The organism is Chryseobacterium sp. YIM B08800, assembly GCF_026163565.1.
Taxonomy (GTDB): Bacteria; Bacteroidota; Bacteroidia; order Flavobacteriales; family Weeksellaceae; genus Chryseobacterium.
Map to the genome: position 1 here is coordinate 15,770 of NZ_JAPDKN010000040.1, position 19,159 is coordinate 34,928.

Annotated in this window: 19 protein-coding genes and 3 tRNA genes; 7 read left to right on the forward strand and 15 right to left on the reverse strand. The window is 33.5% G+C overall.

The window, feature by feature from the left end; translation table 11 throughout:
• Positions 1-12: 12 nt before the first annotated feature.
• Positions 13-1,617: a DUF4270 family protein gene (locus tag OEW74_RS14780; RefSeq protein WP_265429204.1), complete on the reverse strand. Its 1,605-nt coding sequence runs from the start codon at positions 1,615-1,617 to the stop codon at positions 13-15.
• An 11-nt stretch (positions 1,618-1,628) separates the two neighbouring features.
• A complete protein-coding gene (locus tag OEW74_RS14785; protein ID WP_265429205.1) occupies positions 1,629-2,399 on the reverse strand; it encodes a glycogen/starch synthase in 771 nt (256 codons plus the stop codon).
• Between the two features lie 167 nt (positions 2,400-2,566).
• Between OEW74_RS14785 and panC the strand changes: the two genes are divergently transcribed.
• On the forward strand, positions 2,567-3,415 hold the full coding sequence (gene panC, locus OEW74_RS14790) for a pantoate--beta-alanine ligase (protein WP_265429206.1): 849 nt from the start codon (positions 2,567-2,569) through the stop codon (positions 3,413-3,415).
• 89 nt (positions 3,416-3,504) lie between these two features.
• Here panC and OEW74_RS14795 read toward each other — a convergent pair.
• The 3 genes from OEW74_RS14795 to OEW74_RS14805 form a co-directional block, all read right to left on the reverse strand.
• Positions 3,505-3,577, reverse strand: a tRNA-Lys gene (locus OEW74_RS14795).
• Positions 3,578-3,657: 80 nt separating this feature from the next.
• Positions 3,658-3,740, reverse strand: a tRNA-Leu gene (locus tag OEW74_RS14800).
• 35 nt (positions 3,741-3,775) lie between these two features.
• Positions 3,776-3,848 (reverse strand) — tRNA-Lys (locus OEW74_RS14805).
• Between the two features lie 116 nt (positions 3,849-3,964).
• On the opposite strand from OEW74_RS14805, the gene OEW74_RS14810 reads away from it, so the two are divergent.
• Positions 3,965-4,480, forward strand: a complete 516-nt coding sequence (locus OEW74_RS14810; RefSeq protein WP_265429207.1) for a shikimate kinase — start codon at positions 3,965-3,967, stop codon at positions 4,478-4,480.
• Positions 4,481-4,505: 25 nt separating this feature from the next.
• On the opposite strand, the gene OEW74_RS14815 is transcribed toward OEW74_RS14810, so the two are convergent.
• Positions 4,506-4,943, reverse strand: a complete 438-nt coding sequence (locus tag OEW74_RS14815; protein WP_265429208.1) for an RNA-binding S4 domain-containing protein — start codon at positions 4,941-4,943, stop codon at positions 4,506-4,508.
• A 54-nt stretch (positions 4,944-4,997) separates the two neighbouring features.
• Between OEW74_RS14815 and OEW74_RS14820 the strand changes: the two genes are divergently transcribed.
• The gene (locus OEW74_RS14820) at positions 4,998-5,732 is read left to right on the forward strand and encodes a hypothetical protein (protein ID WP_265429209.1); all 735 of its coding nucleotides are present in this window, start codon (positions 4,998-5,000) and stop codon (positions 5,730-5,732) included.
• A gap of 47 nt (positions 5,733-5,779) precedes the next feature.
• Here OEW74_RS14820 and OEW74_RS14825 read toward each other — a convergent pair whose 3' ends face one another.
• The 3 genes from OEW74_RS14825 to OEW74_RS14835 all read right to left on the reverse strand — a co-directional run bounded on the left by OEW74_RS14825 (position 5,780) and on the right by OEW74_RS14835 (position 9,344).
• Entirely contained in the window at positions 5,780-7,282 is a 1,503-nt protein-coding gene (locus OEW74_RS14825; protein ID WP_265429210.1) for an FMN-binding glutamate synthase family protein, read from the reverse strand.
• 56 nt (positions 7,283-7,338) lie between these two features.
• Positions 7,339-8,685: a tRNA (N(6)-L-threonylcarbamoyladenosine(37)-C(2))-methylthiotransferase MtaB gene (mtaB, locus tag OEW74_RS14830; protein ID WP_265429211.1), complete on the reverse strand. Its 1,347-nt coding sequence runs from the start codon at positions 8,683-8,685 to the stop codon at positions 7,339-7,341.
• A 65-nt stretch (positions 8,686-8,750) separates the two neighbouring features.
• Positions 8,751-9,344, reverse strand: a complete 594-nt coding sequence (locus OEW74_RS14835; RefSeq protein WP_265429212.1) for a DUF1572 domain-containing protein — start codon at positions 9,342-9,344, stop codon at positions 8,751-8,753.
• Between the two features lie 70 nt (positions 9,345-9,414).
• On the opposite strand from OEW74_RS14835, the gene OEW74_RS14840 reads away from it, so the two are divergent.
• A complete protein-coding gene (locus OEW74_RS14840) occupies positions 9,415-9,774 on the forward strand; it encodes a nuclear transport factor 2 family protein (protein ID WP_265429213.1) in 360 nt (119 codons plus the stop codon).
• A 51-nt stretch (positions 9,775-9,825) separates the two neighbouring features.
• Here the strand turns inward: OEW74_RS14840 and OEW74_RS14845 are convergent, their stop codons facing one another.
• Positions 9,826-11,922, reverse strand: a complete 2,097-nt coding sequence (locus OEW74_RS14845) for a T9SS type B sorting domain-containing protein (RefSeq protein ID WP_265429214.1) — start codon at positions 11,920-11,922, stop codon at positions 9,826-9,828.
• 132 nt (positions 11,923-12,054) lie between these two features.
• Complete coding sequence (locus OEW74_RS14850; protein WP_265429215.1) at positions 12,055-12,852, reverse strand: hypothetical protein; 798 nt, start codon at positions 12,850-12,852, stop codon at positions 12,055-12,057.
• 190 nt (positions 12,853-13,042) lie between these two features.
• On the opposite strand from OEW74_RS14850, the gene OEW74_RS14855 reads away from it, so the two are divergent.
• On the forward strand, positions 13,043-13,828 hold the full coding sequence (locus tag OEW74_RS14855; RefSeq protein WP_265429216.1) for a DUF3667 domain-containing protein: 786 nt from the start codon (positions 13,043-13,045) through the stop codon (positions 13,826-13,828).
• 18 nt (positions 13,829-13,846) lie between these two features.
• Positions 13,847-15,511, forward strand: coding sequence for an alpha-glucan family phosphorylase (glgP, locus tag OEW74_RS14860; RefSeq protein WP_265429217.1), 1,665 nt, complete (start codon positions 13,847-13,849; stop codon positions 15,509-15,511).
• 71 nt (positions 15,512-15,582) lie between these two features.
• Here glgP and OEW74_RS14865 read toward each other — a convergent pair whose 3' ends face one another.
• Positions 15,583-15,774 (reverse strand): DUF6496 domain-containing protein, encoded by a 192-nt coding sequence (locus tag OEW74_RS14865; protein WP_265429218.1) that lies wholly within the window; start codon positions 15,772-15,774, stop codon positions 15,583-15,585.
• 12 nt (positions 15,775-15,786) lie between these two features.
• A complete protein-coding gene (locus OEW74_RS14870) occupies positions 15,787-16,251 on the reverse strand; it encodes a hypothetical protein (RefSeq protein WP_265429219.1) in 465 nt (154 codons plus the stop codon).
• Between the two features lie 116 nt (positions 16,252-16,367).
• Here OEW74_RS14870 and OEW74_RS14875 point away from each other — a divergent pair, with 116 nt between their 5' ends.
• The gene (locus OEW74_RS14875; protein WP_265429220.1) at positions 16,368-18,497 is read left to right on the forward strand and encodes a S9 family peptidase; all 2,130 of its coding nucleotides are present in this window, start codon (positions 16,368-16,370) and stop codon (positions 18,495-18,497) included.
• Between the two features lie 56 nt (positions 18,498-18,553).
• Here OEW74_RS14875 and OEW74_RS14880 read toward each other — a convergent pair whose 3' ends face one another.
• Together OEW74_RS14880 and OEW74_RS14885 are read right to left on the reverse strand one after the other, a co-directional pair.
• Positions 18,554-18,853 carry a type II toxin-antitoxin system RelE/ParE family toxin gene (locus OEW74_RS14880; RefSeq protein WP_265429221.1) on the reverse strand — a complete coding sequence of 100 codons (300 nt, stop codon included), beginning with the start codon at positions 18,851-18,853 and terminating at the stop codon, positions 18,554-18,556.
• The gene (locus OEW74_RS14885; protein ID WP_265429222.1) at positions 18,846-19,091 is read right to left on the reverse strand and encodes a hypothetical protein; all 246 of its coding nucleotides are present in this window, start codon (positions 19,089-19,091) and stop codon (positions 18,846-18,848) included. The genes OEW74_RS14880 and OEW74_RS14885 overlap by 8 nt, the downstream gene beginning before the upstream one ends.
• Between the last annotated feature and the right edge of the window lie 68 nt (positions 19,092-19,159).

Below are 19,159 nucleotides of genomic sequence, written 5' to 3' on the forward strand. Positions count from 1 at the left end.
TTTTTTAATATTTTATTTTTTTGTTCCGAAAGTCACTCTTAGTTTAATTTCATTAGGAGTAACGGTTGTATCATTCTCAGCGTTTGTTGGGTCTGATCCTACAAAGACAGCTCTTCCCATAGAAAAGGCTCTGGTAGTATAATTGTATCCCGCAATAGTACCTGAAGAGTTAGGTGCAAACTGAGCAAGATCTATTTTGAAATATTTATCATTATAAGCAGCCCCCGATTCAACAATATCTTTTAAAGATTTGGTTACTGTAAAATCGTAATAAGCAGGGTTCTTATCCAAATCATACGCTCTTAACGGGATAAATAAAGCTCCTAGAGAAGTATAATCTGTGGTAAATGCTGTTGTTTCTTTTCCACTAGAGTCTTTATCTCTTTGAACAATCGTAAAGTTAGTAGGTTTTACATAAGGATTAGACCATTCTGACTTATCTGTATAGATTCTGATTTTTGCACTGATAATAGCTGCTTTATCATTTTGATATAACTGTTTGAGTTTATCTATCTCTTCTTTTTTGAATTTTACACCAATGGAATTACCACCCATTCCTTGTGCATACAATTTCTTATCTCCGGTTGTTGTATTTGGTATTACACTTTGAATAGCCGCACTAGTTCTATCATACTCATAATAAGCAGAATGTACATTTGTCCCTTTTACATCAAACTCATATTTTGTTTGAGGTCTTGTAGTTGTTCCATTTTCAACTTTATCATTCTTATAATACATTATAAGTTGCATATCATTTGGAGTAAACTGAAATAAGTAACCGTCATTTTCAACAACAGATACTTTCAACCCTCTAAAATGTCTGATAAAATTTGACACATCATTTAATTCTGGCTGTCCTTTCTTATCAATAATTTTAGTTTGGAAAACAGACGGTGTCAATTGAATTCTTACTGAAGGGGTCGATGAAGTAAATAATTCAGTGTTATCAGAATCTTTTGTAACGACAACAGAACTTACACTTCCATCTTTGATTTCTTTTGAACCTAAAGCTGTGGTATTTGTCAAGAAGTTTTTATTAGAATAAACAATATCATTAACCCCATTCATAAATTCAGTAACTTCATTTACCCTTAGAGTAAGCTTACCTCCGTTAAGTTTTGCTTTACCATATTTTTTAATAGGATATGTATTAACTACTTTTTTAGCATCAACATTTCCATCCGGATAAACATAACTTTCATTTGTGGTAGTTGTAAGAGAATCTAAAGACACCACAGGCTTAAGAACCAAAACCACAGAATCTACCACCGCATTAGTTCCAAAATCAGGGTTATAAGAAGCTAATCTTACTTGAGTAAAATAAGAAGCTTTTTGCTTACCAAACTGATTCTCATCAAAAGCTCCCAAAACAGCAGTTGAAGAAGTTGAGCCAGAGCTAATAAGATTTAATAATTTGAATGCATCTGTTCTTATGGTATCATTATTATTAATATTATAAGCAATAAGATCATAAGAAGTTTCAGCTCCTTCTGCCGCACCATTTAAAAATAGTTGCTCACCTAAAGAATCTGGTTCCGGTTCGCAGTTATAAACCAAAACACCACCTAAAACCATTACAGAAAGAATGGTGAAAATTTTTCTAATATTATAAATCATCAAAATGTATATTAATATAATTTACTGATAGAGTCTACATCAAGGTATTCAGATTTTGAAGTAGTCGTTTCATTGAAACCTTTATCAAGATCACCGTTCAAAAACTCGTCACCTTTTACAACTTCGTCTACATAATTCATACTTTCAATTACGAAACTCTCGAAGCTTGGTTTATTTAACGCATTTAAATCTGAAATATTATCAAACTGCAGTTTCTCTCCTACATTTCCTGCCAAAGCTGCATCTTTCTCATTATATAATGAAAGTACAATTTTAGCATCCTTGAAATAAGTATCAGATTTGTAGTATGTTTTCAGATAAATAGGCACGAAAGAAGACATCCATCCGTTTAAGTGGATAACATCCGGAACCCAGTTTAGTTTCTTGATCGTTTCTATCACACCGCGTGCAAAGAATATAGCTCTCTCGTCATTATCTTCAAAAGCTACTCCTTCGTCATCAAAATAATATTGCTTTCTTTTAAAGTATTCTTCATTATCGATAAAGTAAACCTGTAGTCTTTCACCCGGAAGTGAAGCCACTTTAATAATTAAAGGCTGATCTAAATCATTGATAATAATATTCATCCCTGAAAGACGAATTACTTCATGAAGCTGGAATTTTCTCTCACTTATCTGTCCGAATCTTGGCATAAAAACTCTTACATCATTGCCTTCTTGGTGCATTTTAAGTGCCATCTTGTTTACCACCGCTGCTAAATTTGTATCTTCCTGATAAGGGTACATCTCTGTGGTAATGTACAGTATTTTCTGATTGGGCATATAATTTTTTATATAATTTTTAAATAACGCTTAATATGCAAAATTACGAAAAAACATTCAACATTATCCTAATTAACATTTTTTTACGATAGTTGTTAAGATATTAGTGGAAAACTAAAAATAAATATCTTAATATTAGTATTTTTGAATTGTTATTAAAATAAACTATGGAAGTTCTAAAAAACAAAAAAACACTTCAGGATTTTATAGAAAGACAGAAGGAAATGGGCAAAAAAATAGGTTTTGCACCTACAATGGGAGCTTTACACAATGGTCATCTGTCATTATACGAGGCTGCCAGAAAAGAAAACGACTTGGTAATTTCTTCAATATTTGTAAACCCTACACAATTTAACAATGCTGAAGATCTCGAAAAATACCCTAGAGATACCGATCGTGATATATTTATTCTAAAAAATTCAGAACTGGTAGACGCTGTTTACCTTCCACAAGTTGAAGATATTTATCCTGAGAAAACAGAAAGCCAGCATTACGACTACGATGGTTTGGAAAACGAAATGGAAGGAAAATCAAGACCGGGGCATTTTGACGGCGTAGGAACTGTAGTTGAAGAACTTTTCAGACAGGTAAAGCCAGACAATGCTTATTTCGGAGAAAAAGATTTTCAGCAATTGGCTATTATCAAAAAAATGGTCGAAAAAAAGCAACTTCCTATTAAAATAAAAGGAGTTTCTATTTACAGAGCAGAAAATGGTTTAGCTTTAAGCTCAAGAAACCAACGTCTCACTGAGGCAAGAAAAGAAGATGCCAAAATAATTTTCGAAACATTAACAAAAGTTAAAGAATGGTTTAAAAACACTTCAGTTTTTAACATTAAAGAAAATGTAGACGAAATTTTTTCTCATCAACAAAACATGAAACTAGAATATTTTTTAATTGCTGATGAAAGTACATTAAAAGAAACCAATCAAAGAGAAGATAAAAATTCTTACAGAGCCTTTATTGTAGTTGATGTAGACGGAGTAAGACTGATTGATAATATGCATTTGGATTGACACAAAAATCAAAGGCTTCCGGAAGGAAGCCTTTGAACACCAAATCACAAAATATTAATATGAAAAAAATTTACTTTTCAGTAAACTTGTGACCCGGCTGGGATTCGAACCCAGGACCCATACATTAAAAGTGTATTGCTCTACCAGCTGAGCTACCGAGTCGGTCACATCCAATTAACGACGACAAATATAAAATTAATTTTATAAAATATCAATTATTAATTAAATAATTTTTTCTGCAGTGCCTGCGACTGGACTCGAACCAGCACATCCTTAGGAAACCACCCCCTCAAGATGGCGTGTCTACCAATTTCACCACACAGGCAATAAAATTACAAAAATCTAGTAATTTTTCGCTAGTGACCCGGCTGGGATTCGAACCCAGGACCCATACATTAAAAGTGTATTGCTCTACCAGCTGAGCTACCGAGTCGGTCACTTTATTATCAAGTTTCATTGTTAAGTAATGTCCCTTGTTTTTAGTGGTGCAAAGATAGGACTTTTTTCATTATCTCAAAACTTTTTCGCAAATTTGTTTAAAATATTTTCATGATAATTTCACTAGTAGGGTACATGGGAAGTGGCAAATCTCACATTTCCAAAATATTAAGCGATAAAATAAATTTTAAATTAATTGACCTCGATAAAGAAATTTCTCGTCGAAATAAATTGACTATTCCCGAAATCTTCGAGAAAAAGGGAGAAATTCACTTTAGAAAGCTAGAAAGAGAAACTTTGGAGGAAATTTTAGCCAGCCAAGAAAACATCGTTTTAAGCTTGGGTGGAGGAACGCCGGTTTATTATAATAATATGGAAATTATTAATAATAACTCGAAAAGCTTTTTTTTAAGAGCTTCTATTTCAACTTTAGCTGAAAGAATTTCAAAACAGAAAGAAAAAAGACCCTTAATTGCAAAAATTCCCGATGAAGATATCCCGGAATTTATTGCCAAACATTTATTTGAGCGAAATGTTTTTTATAACAAAGCACAGTTTAGTATTAATACAGATAATAAAAATCCTGAAGACATTATTCAGGAGATAATAGAAAAGCTCTATCTCTAGAGCTTTTTCTTTTCCTTAATTATTTTTAATCGTTGGCTTCAGAATCATTCCCGTCTTCACCAAAAAAATCATCCCAATCTGTAAAATCTGCAGTTACGTCGTTTTCTACATAATCATCCATATCTCTTCTGTCTTTTTTGGTAGGTCTACCTTCTCCTCTGTTGCGATAATATTCCTGAGACATTTTTCTCATCATTAATTGCTCGTACTGATCTTTATCGGTCACATCTTTGATATGAAGCGGAACTAATTTGGCCCCAATTCTACTTTTAGGAATCTGTATTACTTTAATTTTATACTCGATTTGGTTTTTACGGATTTTGATAATATCCCCTTCTTTTACTTCTTTAGAAGACTTTACAACCGAGGTTCCGATAGAAACTCTGTTCTTTTTTATTTCATCCGCAGATACCGATCTTGTTTTATAAAAACGAATGCTCCATAAAAATTTATCTATTCTCATATTTTTTTATACTTTTGTCGTTATATTATTTGTAAAGTAATTAAAGTTTTTGAAATGAAAAAAATATTTTTGTATATCCTTGCAGGATCGTTGTGTTTCGCAGCTTGTAAAAAGGATGATGAAGTGGAAACTTTCGTAGAACCGGAAGACATCAATGTAAGAAACTCTTATGACGAGCAGGCTATTCAGAAATTCATGGATAACAACTACTTGGATACGCAGGGAAACATAAAAGCTTTCACATCGGATGCAGCTGATGATAATGAGAAAAAACTTTCTGAGCTGAATCCTCAAAAGCTTCCTTCCGGAGTTATTTATATTAAAAGAACCGGAGCGCAGCCAGAAGATACCACGCCTCCTTCAACTGGTGTTGCAATAGAAGATTCTACTCAAATCAGAACAATGATGAGAGCCAATTATTATCTTGCGACAGATGTAGACGGAAATGTGTCATTGGGGAATGCAGGGGTTCTTTTAAACACTATCGACGGAAATGGGTCTCCCACAACTGATCCTATGTTTTATTATGTGAAAAAATCTGTAAAAACAAGTGTAGGACAAAGCGATAGTAATTATTACGAAATTAAAGGTTTAAAAGAAGGTTTAAAATATTTTACCGGTTTTGAAAATTTATTAAACGAGAGTTCTTATAATTTACAGGGCGTAATTATTGTTCCTTCTAAAGCAGCATTTGCAAGAAATGCAAATTATTACAATCTTCAAAATGCTTCTTTTGTTTTCAGTTTTCAAATTTACGGAGCGAAGCACAGACCTTCTGCTCAACAATAAACAATTTAAACATAAAAAAACGCTTCGGATTTCGAAGCGTTTTTTATTTATCTCACATTCCCTAAAATATCCGGGAAATATTTATCTGAAAGATGCTCAAACTCATCACCTCGCATAAACATACTTGCATCAACTTCTTCGTAAGAACTTCTTCCTGCCGCAGCAATTAATTCGTTACAAGTGTGCAATGTATTTTTGTGGAAATGATATACCCTTTCCGCTTTATCAGTTACATCAAGCCCTTTAATTAACATTTTATCCTGTGTTGCAACACCTGTCGGACAATTATTGTTATTACATCTCAAAGCCTGAATACAGCCAAGAGAAAACATAAATCCTCTCGCATTGTTACACATATCTGCTCCCATTGCAACCGCTCTTAAGATATCTAAACTTGTTAATACTTTTCCACTCGCAATGATGCGCAATTTACTTCTAAGATTATAATTTCTCAGGGTACGATTTACAAATATTAAAGCAGGTTCCAAAGGCATCCCTACTCCATCCGAAAACTCAGGTGGTGCTGCTCCGGTTCCTCCTTCTGCTCCGTCGATGGTTATAAAATCAGGATAAATTTTCAGAACATTCATCTGAACGCAAATATCTTCAAACTCTTTGGTATCACCTATACACAGCTTAAAACCAACAGGTTTACCACCAGAAAGTTCCCTCAGCTGTTGTACAAATCTCAACAATCCCGCAGCATCAGAAAAAGACGAATGAGAAGGTGGAGAAATAATCGTCATTCCTGGTGTGACGTGACGTATTTTAGCAATTTCGGGAGTATTTTTCACACCCGGCAAAACTCCACCATGACCAGGTTTCGCACCTTGAGATAATTTAATCTCAATCATTTTTACATTGGGAAGCGTAGAATATTTTGTGAACAATTCAGGATTAAATTTTCCTTCATCATCTCTACAACCAAAATATCCGGTTCCTATTTGCCAGCAAAGATCTCCTCCTTCTAAATGGTGAGGTGAAATACCTCCTTCTCCTGTATTATGGTAAAAATTTCCTTTTTTTGCACCTTTATTTAGCGAAATTTGAGCCCTGTCACTCAATGCACCAAAACTCATCGCTGAAATATTAAACAACGACGCATGATAAGGTTGAGTACATTGCTCACCTCCTACCCAAACTCTCGGAAGTTCTTCTTTTGGAGATTTAGCATAAATAGAATGCTTAATGCCCTCATATTTTCTGTGATTTACTTCTAGCTGAGTTCCAAAAGGAACGGTGTCGCTGATATTTTTTGAACGCCTGTAGACTGCAGAACGTTGATTTCTCGGAAATGGTTTTCCGTCTGTTTCTCTTTCAATGAAATACTGCTGCATTTCAGGCGAAATACCTTCAAAAAAGTACCTGAAATATCCCAAAACCGGAAAATTCCTTAGAATTGCATGTTTTGTTTGGTAAGAATTATAAACTCCTAATGCATAAATTGCTGTTAACAGCGTAGGAATCCAATAATGTGCTTTGATCAGTAACGCCACAACCCATGTTGCAGCTACCAATACAATTCCCCAAGATAAAAACTTATCTCTCATAAGAATATAGATTTAAAACGTTAAAGAATAAATTTAGTGGAAATATAGCAAACAGGCTATGCTTTTGCTAAAAAACTTTCGTAAGACGATTGCACAGAAACCGTGCCATCTGACAGGATTTTTTCTAAATTTAGAAATTCAATTTGATTTACTGAAGCCTGGTCAAAGTCTTTTTGCACCCTCACATAGTTCTCTGTGAAGCCGTACATTTTGCCGTCTTTATTTTCATGCTCCCAAAGAACAGGAAGCGTTTTTCCTAATTGAGTCTGGTAAAATGCCATTTTCTTCTTTTCAGAAAGAATTCTAAGCATCTTATTACGTTTTTTTCTTTCCGGGATTGGAACAACACCCTGCATTCCTACTGCTTCGGTATTTTCTCTTTCAGAATAAGTAAATACATGAAGATATGAAATAGGAAGTTCATTCAGGAAGTTATACGTTTCCATGAATAATTCTTCGGTTTCGCCAGGGAAACCAACGATAACATCCACACCAATTGCCGCATCGGGCATTACTTCGCGGATTTTATGAACCCTGTCGTTATACAATTTGGTAAGATAACGACGTTTCATTTTTTTCAGCAATTCATCACTTCCCGATTGCAAAGGGATATGAAAATGCGGTACAAAACTCTTGCTTTTAGAAACCAATTCGATGCTTTCGTCTTTCAAAAGATTAGGCTCAATAGAAGAAATACGGATTCTTTCAATTCCTTCAACTTGATTAAGTTCAGAAATTAAATCTAAAAAAGTATGTTCGTGTCTTTTGTTCCCGAACTCACCTTTACCGTAATCACCAATATTTACACCTGTTAAAACAATTTCCTTGATATCTTTTGCCGCAATTTCTCTGGCATTTTTCAGAACATTTTCGATGGTATCTGAACGTGAAATGCCTCTTGCTAAAGGAATTGTACAGTACGTACATTTGTAATCGCACCCATCCTGAACTTTCAGAAAAGCTCTGGTTCTGTCGCCAATAGAATAACTTCCGATAAAAAAATCGGTTTCTTCGATTTCGCATGAATGAACCACACCTTCGCTTTCAGATTTTTCTAAATCGTCGAGATAACTCAAAATATTGAATTTTTCTTTGGCTCCAAGAACCAAATCTACCCCAGTGATTTGTGAAATTTCTTCGGGTTTCAACTGTGCATAACATCCAACAATTACCACCAAACCTTCAGGATTGGCTTTCATGGCTCTTTTTACGTGAAGTTTACATTCACGGTCGGCGTTTTCGGTAACCGAACAAGTATTGATTACATAAATATCTGCTCTATCATCGAAGCTTACCTTATCATAACCAGCATCAGTTAATTGACGAGCAATAGTAGATGTTTCCGCAAAGTTTAATTTGCAGCCAAGAGTATGAAATGCGGCAGTTCTATGAAAGTGAGACATTTATTTTCCTGAATTTTGTGGGTGCAAAGATAATCAATTTAATATAAACCTTAAATTGATTTGGTCTATAGTTTATAATCGTCTCTTACTTCAGGACTATTCGCAAAGCAAACAGAAGACGAATTTTGAATTTCTGACTCATCTTTTGCAAATTTATCTTTCATTTCTTTATTAAAATCCTGAGATTTATTTCTTGCGATAGAAAGCGTTTTCCAGTCTTCATTTTTCATCATTTTAGCAATAAAAACAAGCTGACCGATATGATAAGGATAGTGAGCCAATTGTCTGAAAACTGCATCAATCACCGAATGCGCCTCGTTTCTTATATAAATTGTTGAATATAAATTTTCATCATTAATCTGATTTAAAGCATTAAAAAGACAGTTCCAGCCTTTTTCCCAATATTGCAAAACCTCATCTTTCGTTTTAAAAGTATTTACGAATTCTTCATCACGGTGTCTCCAAGGTTTTTCACCATCCTCCGTTAAAAAATTCGTCCATCTCGACAGCATATTTCCTGCAACATGCTTCACAATTACGGCAATGGAATTACTTTCTTCTTTGAACTGCCAGAAAACCTGCTCGTCTGAAAGTTGCTTAAATGATTTATCGCCGAGCATTTTATAATATTCAAATCTTTTGATAAATAAATCTTTCATGATGAATGTTTAATATTTTATTTAAAACCAATTTAAGATTTTTCACGTATATAAATGTAAATTGCAACCTATGAATTGTAAGATTAGCCATTTTATGCAGGATTTAAACTCCTTAAACATTGAAAAGCTTGAAAAATGGTTTACAGATGAAACTGTGATTTGGATTCCGCCTACAAAAGAAATTTCAGGAAAAAGCAGGATCTTAGCGTTATTCAGGGCTATTTTCAAACGATATGAAAAAATTGAATGGAGCGTTTCTGAAATTTTCAACCTAGGAAATAACAAATATTTTTACCAGACCAACTCTTTAGGCAACATATCCGGAAAAGGAAGTTACACTAATGAAATCTGTACCATCATACAATTTTCAGAATGTGGAAAAATACTTTATCTCTCTGATTATTTTAAAGATACAAAATCTTTTAATTAACAAGAGCCACCTTAAAAAAAGATGGCTCTTGTTCTATTTAATCATTTCTAATTATTCTCTGTTTTTCACCAATACCCAGCCTGAGTACTTAATTGGTGTTCCTTTTTTATCATTTTCGTTCCATGATACAGAATACCAATAATTTCCGGTAGGAACTTTTTTATTACCTGCAGTTCCGTCCCATTTATAATTATTCAGCTTATCTGCCTGGAAAATTTTGTTTCCGTATCTATCAAAAACATTGAAGATCAAATTCTGTTTGCTTGCCAAAGCAGAATAATCTATTACATCATTGATGCCGTCTCCGTTTGGCGTGATCACATTCACCAAATTAGGAACGACAATTCCGATTTCTATTGGTTCGCAATCGTAAGCGTCTTTCACGTAGACTTTATGATCTCCTCTTTTTACATTCGTAAATACGTTAGAATCTTGCCAAGCGATACCATCCATTGAATATTGGTAAGGAGCTTTTCCTCCGTTTACATTAATTGTTATAGTCGTATTAGAAATATCAACACTTGTAATAACCGGCTGTTCTGAAGAATATACTTTTACATTTTGCAAAATGATACATTCTCCGGTTTTTAATTTCACCCAATAATTTCCTACACCAACATTAGAGATCGTTTGTGTTGTCGCTCCTGTACTCCATTCATAACCATCAAATCCAGCTCCTGCATCCAAAGTGGTTTTATCTTCGATACAAATGGTTTTATCTTTTAAAACAGTGGAATATACCGGCGGAATTACTTCTAGGGTGATTTTAGAAATCCCATAACAACCGTTTCCATCTATTACTTTTACATAAACCATAGCATTGGGTGAAATAAAATTAGTGAAAGGAATTATTTCGTTTGTACCGTTCGTAGCGTCTGTAAGCGAAGGATAAAATTTCTTGGTAACCCCAGACTGAGCTGTCACAGAAGCTGTCGTAAGATTAAAAGAAGCCGTCTTAAGATTAACATCAAATATACAAGCTCTCAAAGTAGCATCGTTTACTACAACTTCAGGGTAAAAACGCAGAGTGATCTCCGCTACATCTGAACAGCCGTCGTTTGTTTTAACATCAGCATATACAATTCCTTCAGCTGACAAATGTATATTTGGATTTGAAATTTGCCCTGTTCCGGAATTTAAAGCAGCCAAGGTAGGGTAATAAGTTATTGTCACGTTTGTACCCCCAAAAACGTTTGCAGTAGTTAAGTTAAATGTAGCTTGACCACTTTTATTGTTATTACACGCAAAAATTGTAGCATCATTCGCCGTTATATTTCCTAATTTAAATTTAAAAGCACCAATTTGGCGGCACGAATTAAGTACATTATTAGGATTCGTTGGATCTTGATAATGAATACTATAATAATAAGTTGTAGTTGTATTCACAATCAAAGGTGCTGTAATAGGGCTTGCTCCGGAAAGCGCATCATTTTGTGATGTATGATAAGAAATCGTAAAATTGGGGTTTCCATTTAAGATTCCTGCAGTTAGTGTACTGAAATCAAACAAAGCAGGACTTGAGCAGATAAGAATCTCTCTCGGATCATTCGGGTTAGCCGCAGGAATTCCCGGCGGAACAAACGGATTCGGCTGTAATGCAGGGTTTGTAAAAGGAGAAGCTAAAGTAGCAGTTCCGCCCCAAGTTAAAGAAAATGGCGCTGTTGTACTTCCACCTGCTCCAACCCAGTTGTCTATATATAAATAATAAGTTTGCCCTGCAACTACATCCATATATTGACAATAAGGAGTTGTAGAACCTCCCGCTGCACTTGTAATTGTACTTGTCATATTCAACCCTGTTGCAGCGCCTACTCCGATTACGGTTGCCGCATTGCATCGAATTGGTGAACCTAAACTTCCACAAACAGCGTTTGGTCCATAAATCGCCCAGTCATAATCTGCATTGGGATTGGTGGGAATCAAATCAAAGGTAAGCGTTCCACTGGTCGCAATTGTTAATTTATACCATATTGAATTGTGTTCGCCATCTATGAGACAGCCTCCCAATGATTCATCAACCAGACCAATTCCTGTGGGACTATATGTAATACTAGAATTTCCGCAAACAGCTAAAGCCGTAGAACAATCTGCCTGTGAATAAAAGCTTTGTGAAATACAAAAAAGAATGAATAGTAGAGTTTTTTTCATATCTAATTGATTATTAGTTAAAGTATATCAAATATAGCTAAATTTAATTAATCTCACCAAATAATGACAAAAACAAAATATTTATTAATAAAACAATATTCATATTAAATTATTCATACCTATTTAGCAAAACTATTTAATACTAGTCATGTTTCCACAAAGGTTTTCGAGGTGAAAGATCTTATGAAAAGGGCTTTTTACCTCAGCTAAATGTTCCCTGTCTTGAATAAAAGTATATCGCGATGCAATAGAATTCATATCTGAAACAATAACCAGCCAACATTCATCAACAGAAGTATCGTAATATGGAAATTTTTCGTTCTTTTTTTCGATCAGTTCAATAATTTTCTCGGAACAGAGCTCATCAAAAAGGCTCATATTATATTCATACGTAATAAAAACATTTCTGCGGTGAGAAGATTTTCGGATATTTTTCACACAGCCAACAGGTTTTCCTTTTTTAATGCTTTTATAAATATTCAGAATAATTTCCTGCTGATTTTCCAGAGAATCAAACTTAATATTTGTATGAAATTCTAAAAAATAAACACCACGATATTTCGTAGTGTCTTCTTGTTCGAGTAATATTTCTGCCTGACGGAAAATCTTATTTAAGTTACTTTCCACCTTTTTCATTTCAAGATGATTAATCACTTCTGTCAATTCTATTCCTATCTTTTTTTCGTTAAGAGTGGCAATAAAATCGGGGCTTTCGCAGGTAAGATTATCAAAAGTAACTTCCGGAAAATGATGCATAAAAGAGTTAAGCAATAAAATTTCTGCTTTTTTCTTATACTTTTCGCGGTCATGAAGTTTTGATTCATCAATCTTTCGGTGATATTTTTCCATCGGCTTCTTCTTCAAATGCCGATTGAGATGATACAGGCTGAGATTTTTTATTAAATCTTCATCAGAAAATGCTCTTTTCATGTGTGGTCTTTTAAAAGTTAATAATGACACATGTTTTCACGGTTAAGACTGAAAGTTTTTGATAATCAAAAATTTATGTATTAAATATATGAAATTATAAGATACATTCAGTGAAAAACAAAAAATTTAAAATTCATTTAATATTTAATTTTATCTCTGAATTTTTATCTTTGAATAAAAACTACTATTTATGAACGCAATACATGCTGAATGTAAAAACTGCCACCACAGTCTGAATGAAGATGATAAGTTTTGCTCCAAATGCGGACAAAATACCGATACCCATAAAATAAATTTACACTATGTAATCCACGAATTAGTTCACGGAATACTGCACCTCGACGGAGGAATTATACACACCACCAAAGCTTTGTTTACAAAGCCGGGAATTATGATAAGAGAATATCTGGAAGGCAAAAGAAAAAATCATTTTAGCCCGATTATTTATATTGTTATTCTATCTACGATAATGGTCTTGATTAACCATTATGTATATAGTGATAATATTCTTTCAGGTCTTGACACAATACAATCAACTAATCAAAACGATACGGAAAAGATAGTAATCACATTTTTTACCCAAGCTGCAGAATGGATTTTTAATCACCTTACACTTTTATATTTATTGCAAGTTCCGTTAACGTCCATTGGTTTTTATTTCGTTTTCAAAAAAATGACACAATATTCATTTTTCGAATGGTTACTCATTTTTTCATTCTGCATGATTCAGACAATGATCATTACAATAGTTTTATTTTTGGCCAATAAAGTATTACCCGGAATCATGTTTATAGGCAATATTTTTATTTATGGAATATTCATTTGGACAATCTTTCAGTTATTATCAAAATTTGAAGTTGGTAAAGTAATTGTTAACTTTATTTTAAGCTTACTTATAAATTTTTCAATTACCTTCATTATCTTGCTTGGAGTAGTAATTTATTATTTAAATTCAAATCCGGATTTTATCCGATAACAATAAAATACACATTTAATGGATTTTAAAAATTTTCAAATACCTTTCAGTATTAATCCAAAATATGCTGAAAAAGTCGCTTATTTTTCAATGGAATTTGCTCTTGAGCAGGTTTTAAAAATATATTCCGGAGGATTAGGTTTTTTAGCAGGTTCACATATGAGAAGTGCCTACAATCTTAATCAGGATCTTATCGGGATCGGAATTTTATGGAAATTCGGGTATTACGATCAGGCGAGAAATCATGATCAGACTTTACAACCTACATGGACAAGAAAAATGTATAGCTTTCTTGAAGATACAGGGATAAAATTTCAAATTGAAATTCACAGTGCTCCGGTTTGGGTAAAAGTTTGGTATCTTGATCCTGAAATTTTCAATACTGCACCGATGTTTTTTCTTTCCACAGACGTACCTGAAAATGATCATATTTCAAAAACAATTTGCCACAGATTGTACGACGCCAACGAATCTACAAAACTTGCACAATACATCCTTCTGGGAAAAGGAGGTGCAAAACTTTTAGATGAAATGAATATCGAAAGAGATGTTTATCATCTGAATGAAGCTCACGGACTTCCTGCAGCGTTTCATTTATTGAAAAAATACGACGGAGATATTCAGAAAGTAAAAGAAAAACTGGTTTTTACAACACATACCCCTGAAGAAGCAGGAAACGAAAAGCACAATCTGAAACTATGCTACGATATGTCTTATTTCTCAGGTTTAAGCATGGAAGAAGCAAAAGCGATAGAAGGTTCTGACGGAGAACTTTTCAATCATTCACTTTGTGCTTTGAAAATGGCAAGAATTGCAAACGGTGTTTCAAAACTACACGGTGAAGTTTCCCGAGCAATGTGGAGTAAATATCCCGGAATCTGTGAAATCAAATCGATTACCAATGCACAGGAATTCAAATATTGGGGCGACAAAGAACTTTACAATTCTAAAGACGAAAAAAACGACACTCTTTTCGACTACAGAAAGAAAATTTTAAAAAAGAGATTATTCAGAATTGTAGCCGATCAAACCGGAAATTTATTTGACCCTAATATATTTACAATAGTTTGGGCAAGAAGGTTTGCAGGTTATAAAAGAGCAGATTTGCTTTTGCAGGATAAAGAAAGATTCAGAAAACTACTCAACAATCCAAAATATCCGGTTCAGATTATTTGGGCGGGAAAACCTTATCCGATGGATTATTCTTCGATCTCCACCTTCAATGTTTTGGTAGAGGAAAGCAAAAACCACAAAAACATGGCGGTTTTAACGGGATATGAATTGGCTTTAAGTAAATCTTTAAAACAAGGTTCAGATCTCTGGTTAAATAATCCGAGAGTTCCCAGAGAAGCTTCAGGAACATCAGGAATGACCGCTGCAATGAACGGTTCTGTAAACCTTTCCACTGACGATGGCTGGATTCCTGAGTTTGCAAAACACGGAGAAAATTCTTTCGTTGTTCCGAAAGCAGATTACATGAATATGAGCATTTATGAACAAGACCGATATGATTTCAACAAATTATATGAAATTCTTGAAAACGAAATTCTTCCAATCTATTACGATCAACCTGATAAATGGCGAAAAATACAGCAAAATTCTATGAAAGATGTGAAGCAAAATTTCAACAGCGATAGAATGGCAGACGAATATTACAGCATTTTGTATAATCATAAAGTGTAATTTTTTTAAAAACCACATTTCTGATTAATCCAAATAAAAATCGGTTTGAAATACTCAAACCGATTTTTATTTTAGTCATTTTTCTTTTTCTGCTTGGGAACTTTCAAGCCAGCTTCTTTAGCTTCAGAAATACCGATTGCAACGGCTTGTTTTCTGTTAGTAACTTTTTCTCCAGAGGAAGATTTTAACTCACCTTCTTTAAACTCCTTCATCACTTTTCCCACTTTTTCCTGAGCTTTTTCTGAATATTTTGTCTTGCTCATGATATTTAAATTTTAAGATTTGGATTTCGAAACACCGATTTCATAAACACAGGCGTGTTTCAGATATTTTGATCGCTCTCTTGAAGTTACCGATTCTAAATGATCATTTTTTATAACAATAATTGGATCTTCCGTATTTTCAATTTCAAAACTGGCAAAATATCTTTCTTCAGGACCTGTTTTATCCATACTTGCTTTGATCTTTTGAAGTTCAGCTGCATATTGCTTAAAACCGGGATCAGAAGAATGTATAAATTTATATTCCGGACCTGCTTCTACAAAATAATGGAGTTTTTTCTCAATAATTCCTGCCTCATCAGTAATCTGCGGATTATCGTTTCCATCTTTAAAAGCCACCTCAACCAATTCCCCGCCTTCATTTTGTACAAAATTTTCAGCCTCATTAAAGTTTGAAAATCCTGTAATTACTACTTGATCTTTTAGATCATAACGATTAAGTTTTTTATTAGTTTCCATAATTATTTTTCTTTGGTTATAAAATATATTCAATTCTTTTGCCAAAACATTGCAACAAAAGCTTTTTCTTATCAGATTAATAAAATTATTATCTTTGAAATTCTTTAAATTAAGCAATGAAAAAATTCTTACTTACCCTTACTGTTATTGCAGCGTTTCAAAATGCTACGTCACAGGAAATCACTTTAGATAAAATATATTCAGGATACTACCGTGGCAAAGGCATTGCCGGAATTGCATCTATGAAAAACGGTGAAAATTATTTGGTCATCGAGCAAGGTGGAATTGCAAAATATTCTTACAAAACATCTCAAAAAGAAGGAAATCTGGTCGATGGAAATTTTGAAAGCTATGAGTTTTCTGATGATGAGTCTAAGATTCTTTTATTAAAAGAAAGTCAGCCTATTTACAGACATTCTTTTTTAGGAGTTTATGATGTTAAAGATTTAAAATCTGGCAAAGTTTTGAGTTTAAATGACGGAAAACCAGTTCAGGAACCAAGATTTTCACCAGATGCTACCAAAATTGCTTTCATTGTTGATAACAATTTGTTTTATCAGGATTTAAATTCAGGAAAAATCACTCAGATTACAGAACACGGAGTGAAAAATAAAGTTCTGAATGGTTTGGCAGACTGGGTATATGAAGAAGAATTCGGACATGCAAGATTGTATGAATGGACTAAAAACTCAGCAGACATTTTATTTGTAAAATTGGTGGAAACCGATGTTCCGGAAATTTACATTCCTCTTTACGGAAAATCACTTTACCCGACCGAAATGCGTTATAAATATCCTAAAGCTGGAGAAAAAAACTCTGTTGCAACCGCTCATATTTATCATTTAGCAGACGGGAAAAAGACAAAAGTAGATCTTGATCAATTTAAAAACTATTACATTCCAAATGTTATTCAGACAGCGAATGCAGATGAAATTGTTTTAATTACTTCACAAAGAACACAAAATGCGTCTGATGTTTTAAAAGTAAATACCAAAACCGGTGAAGCAAAAAAATTGTTTACAGAAACTGATGACAAGTGGATTGATACAGACAATGTAACTTTAGAATTCCTTGATGACAACAGTTTTCTTTGGGCTTCAGAAAGAGATGGTTTCCGTCATTTGTATTGGTTTGACAAAGATGGAAAGCTGAAAAAGCAGGTTACAAAAGGAAATTGGGAAGTAACAGAATACTATGGTTACAATCCTAAATCTCAGGAAATTTTCGTTCAGACTACAGAAAAAGGAAGCATCAATAAAGTGGTTTCTAAAATCAATATCCAGAATGGAAAATCGCAGTTGATTTCAAATGCAGAAGGAAATAATGACGCAAACTTCAGTAAGAATTACAATTATTTCATCGAAACTTCTTCTACAGCAGCAAAACCTTACACTTTTGTTTTGAAAGACGGGAACGGAAAGCAGTTGAAAGAACTTCAAAATAATGATGATCAGCTTAAAAAATTACAAGCAGATCAATTTGCAGTAAAAGAATTTATTACGATTCCGAATGCTGCAGGAGATCAGATGAACGCTTGGATCATTAAACCTAAAAACTTCGACCCAAACAAGAAATATCCATTATTCATGTACCAATATTCTGGTCCCGGATCTCAACAAGTTTCTAATTCTTGGGACAATGGAAATGCACTTTGGTTTGAAATGTTGGCTCAAAAAGGATACATCATTGCTTGTGTAGACGGACGTGGAACTGGTTATAAAGGAGCAAAATTCAAAAAAGTAACCTATAAAAACTTAGGAAAATACGAGATTGAAGATCAAATTGTTGCAGCAAAATGGTTAGGAAATCAAAAATATATCGATAAAACAAGAATCGGAATTTTCGGATGGAGTTTTGGAGGATATATGGCAAGTTTGGCAATGACAAAAGGTGCCGATGTTTTCAAAGCAGGAATCGCCGTTGCACCAGTGACCAACTGGAGATATTATGATTCAGTTTACACCGAAAGATTTTTACTAACACCACAGGAAAATCCTGCAGGGTATGATGATAATTCGCCTACAACTTATGCTAATTTGTTGAAAGGTAAATTCTTATTGATCCACGGAACAGCCGATGACAACGTACATTTCCAAAATTCTATGGAATTCTCTGAAGCTTTAATTCAAAACAAAAAACAGTTTGAGTTTATGGCTTATCCTGATAAAAACCACGGAATTTACGGTGGACAAACAAGACCACAATTATATCAAAAAATGACAGATTTTATTTTGGAGAATCTTTAAGATTTTATCTGAATTAAATATAAAAAAATCCGAATCTCACCTAAGATTCGGATTTTTTATTTTCTGTCTCTCCATTGTTCTGGATTTCTGGAAGTGTGAAAAACAGAATATATTTCAATTAAATTCTTCTCTTTGTTATAGAAATAATGAATGCCAAAGGGAAATTTCTTGAGAAAAACGATTCTATTATTATCATATTTAAGTTCACAAGCTAAAGGGTTTTCTTTTATAAAATTAATTTTAGAACGAAAGTCTTTAAGAAAATTAGCCCAGAGTTTTTTATCAATTTTTCTGTACCAATCATTGATTTCTTTTAAATCATTTTTTACAAAATGGCTGTATATTAATTTAGTCACCACTTTCTAAGTCATTTAGATAATCATTCATTTCAGACTCAGAAACAAAACTTTCAGGATGATTTTGTGAATACCTCACTCTTTTTCTCACTTCATCTTTTTGCCATTCAGGAACTTCATATTGTTTTTCCTTAAAATATTTATACTTCAGAAAATCAATAAAATCATTTACTTCATACAGAAACTCTTTCGGTAAGGTTTCCAAATTACTTTCAATATCTTTTATAGTGGTTTCCATTTTCTATCTTTTATTTTACTCAAAGTTAATAAAATTCAAATATTGTTTTTAAAATTTTATATTTGTGA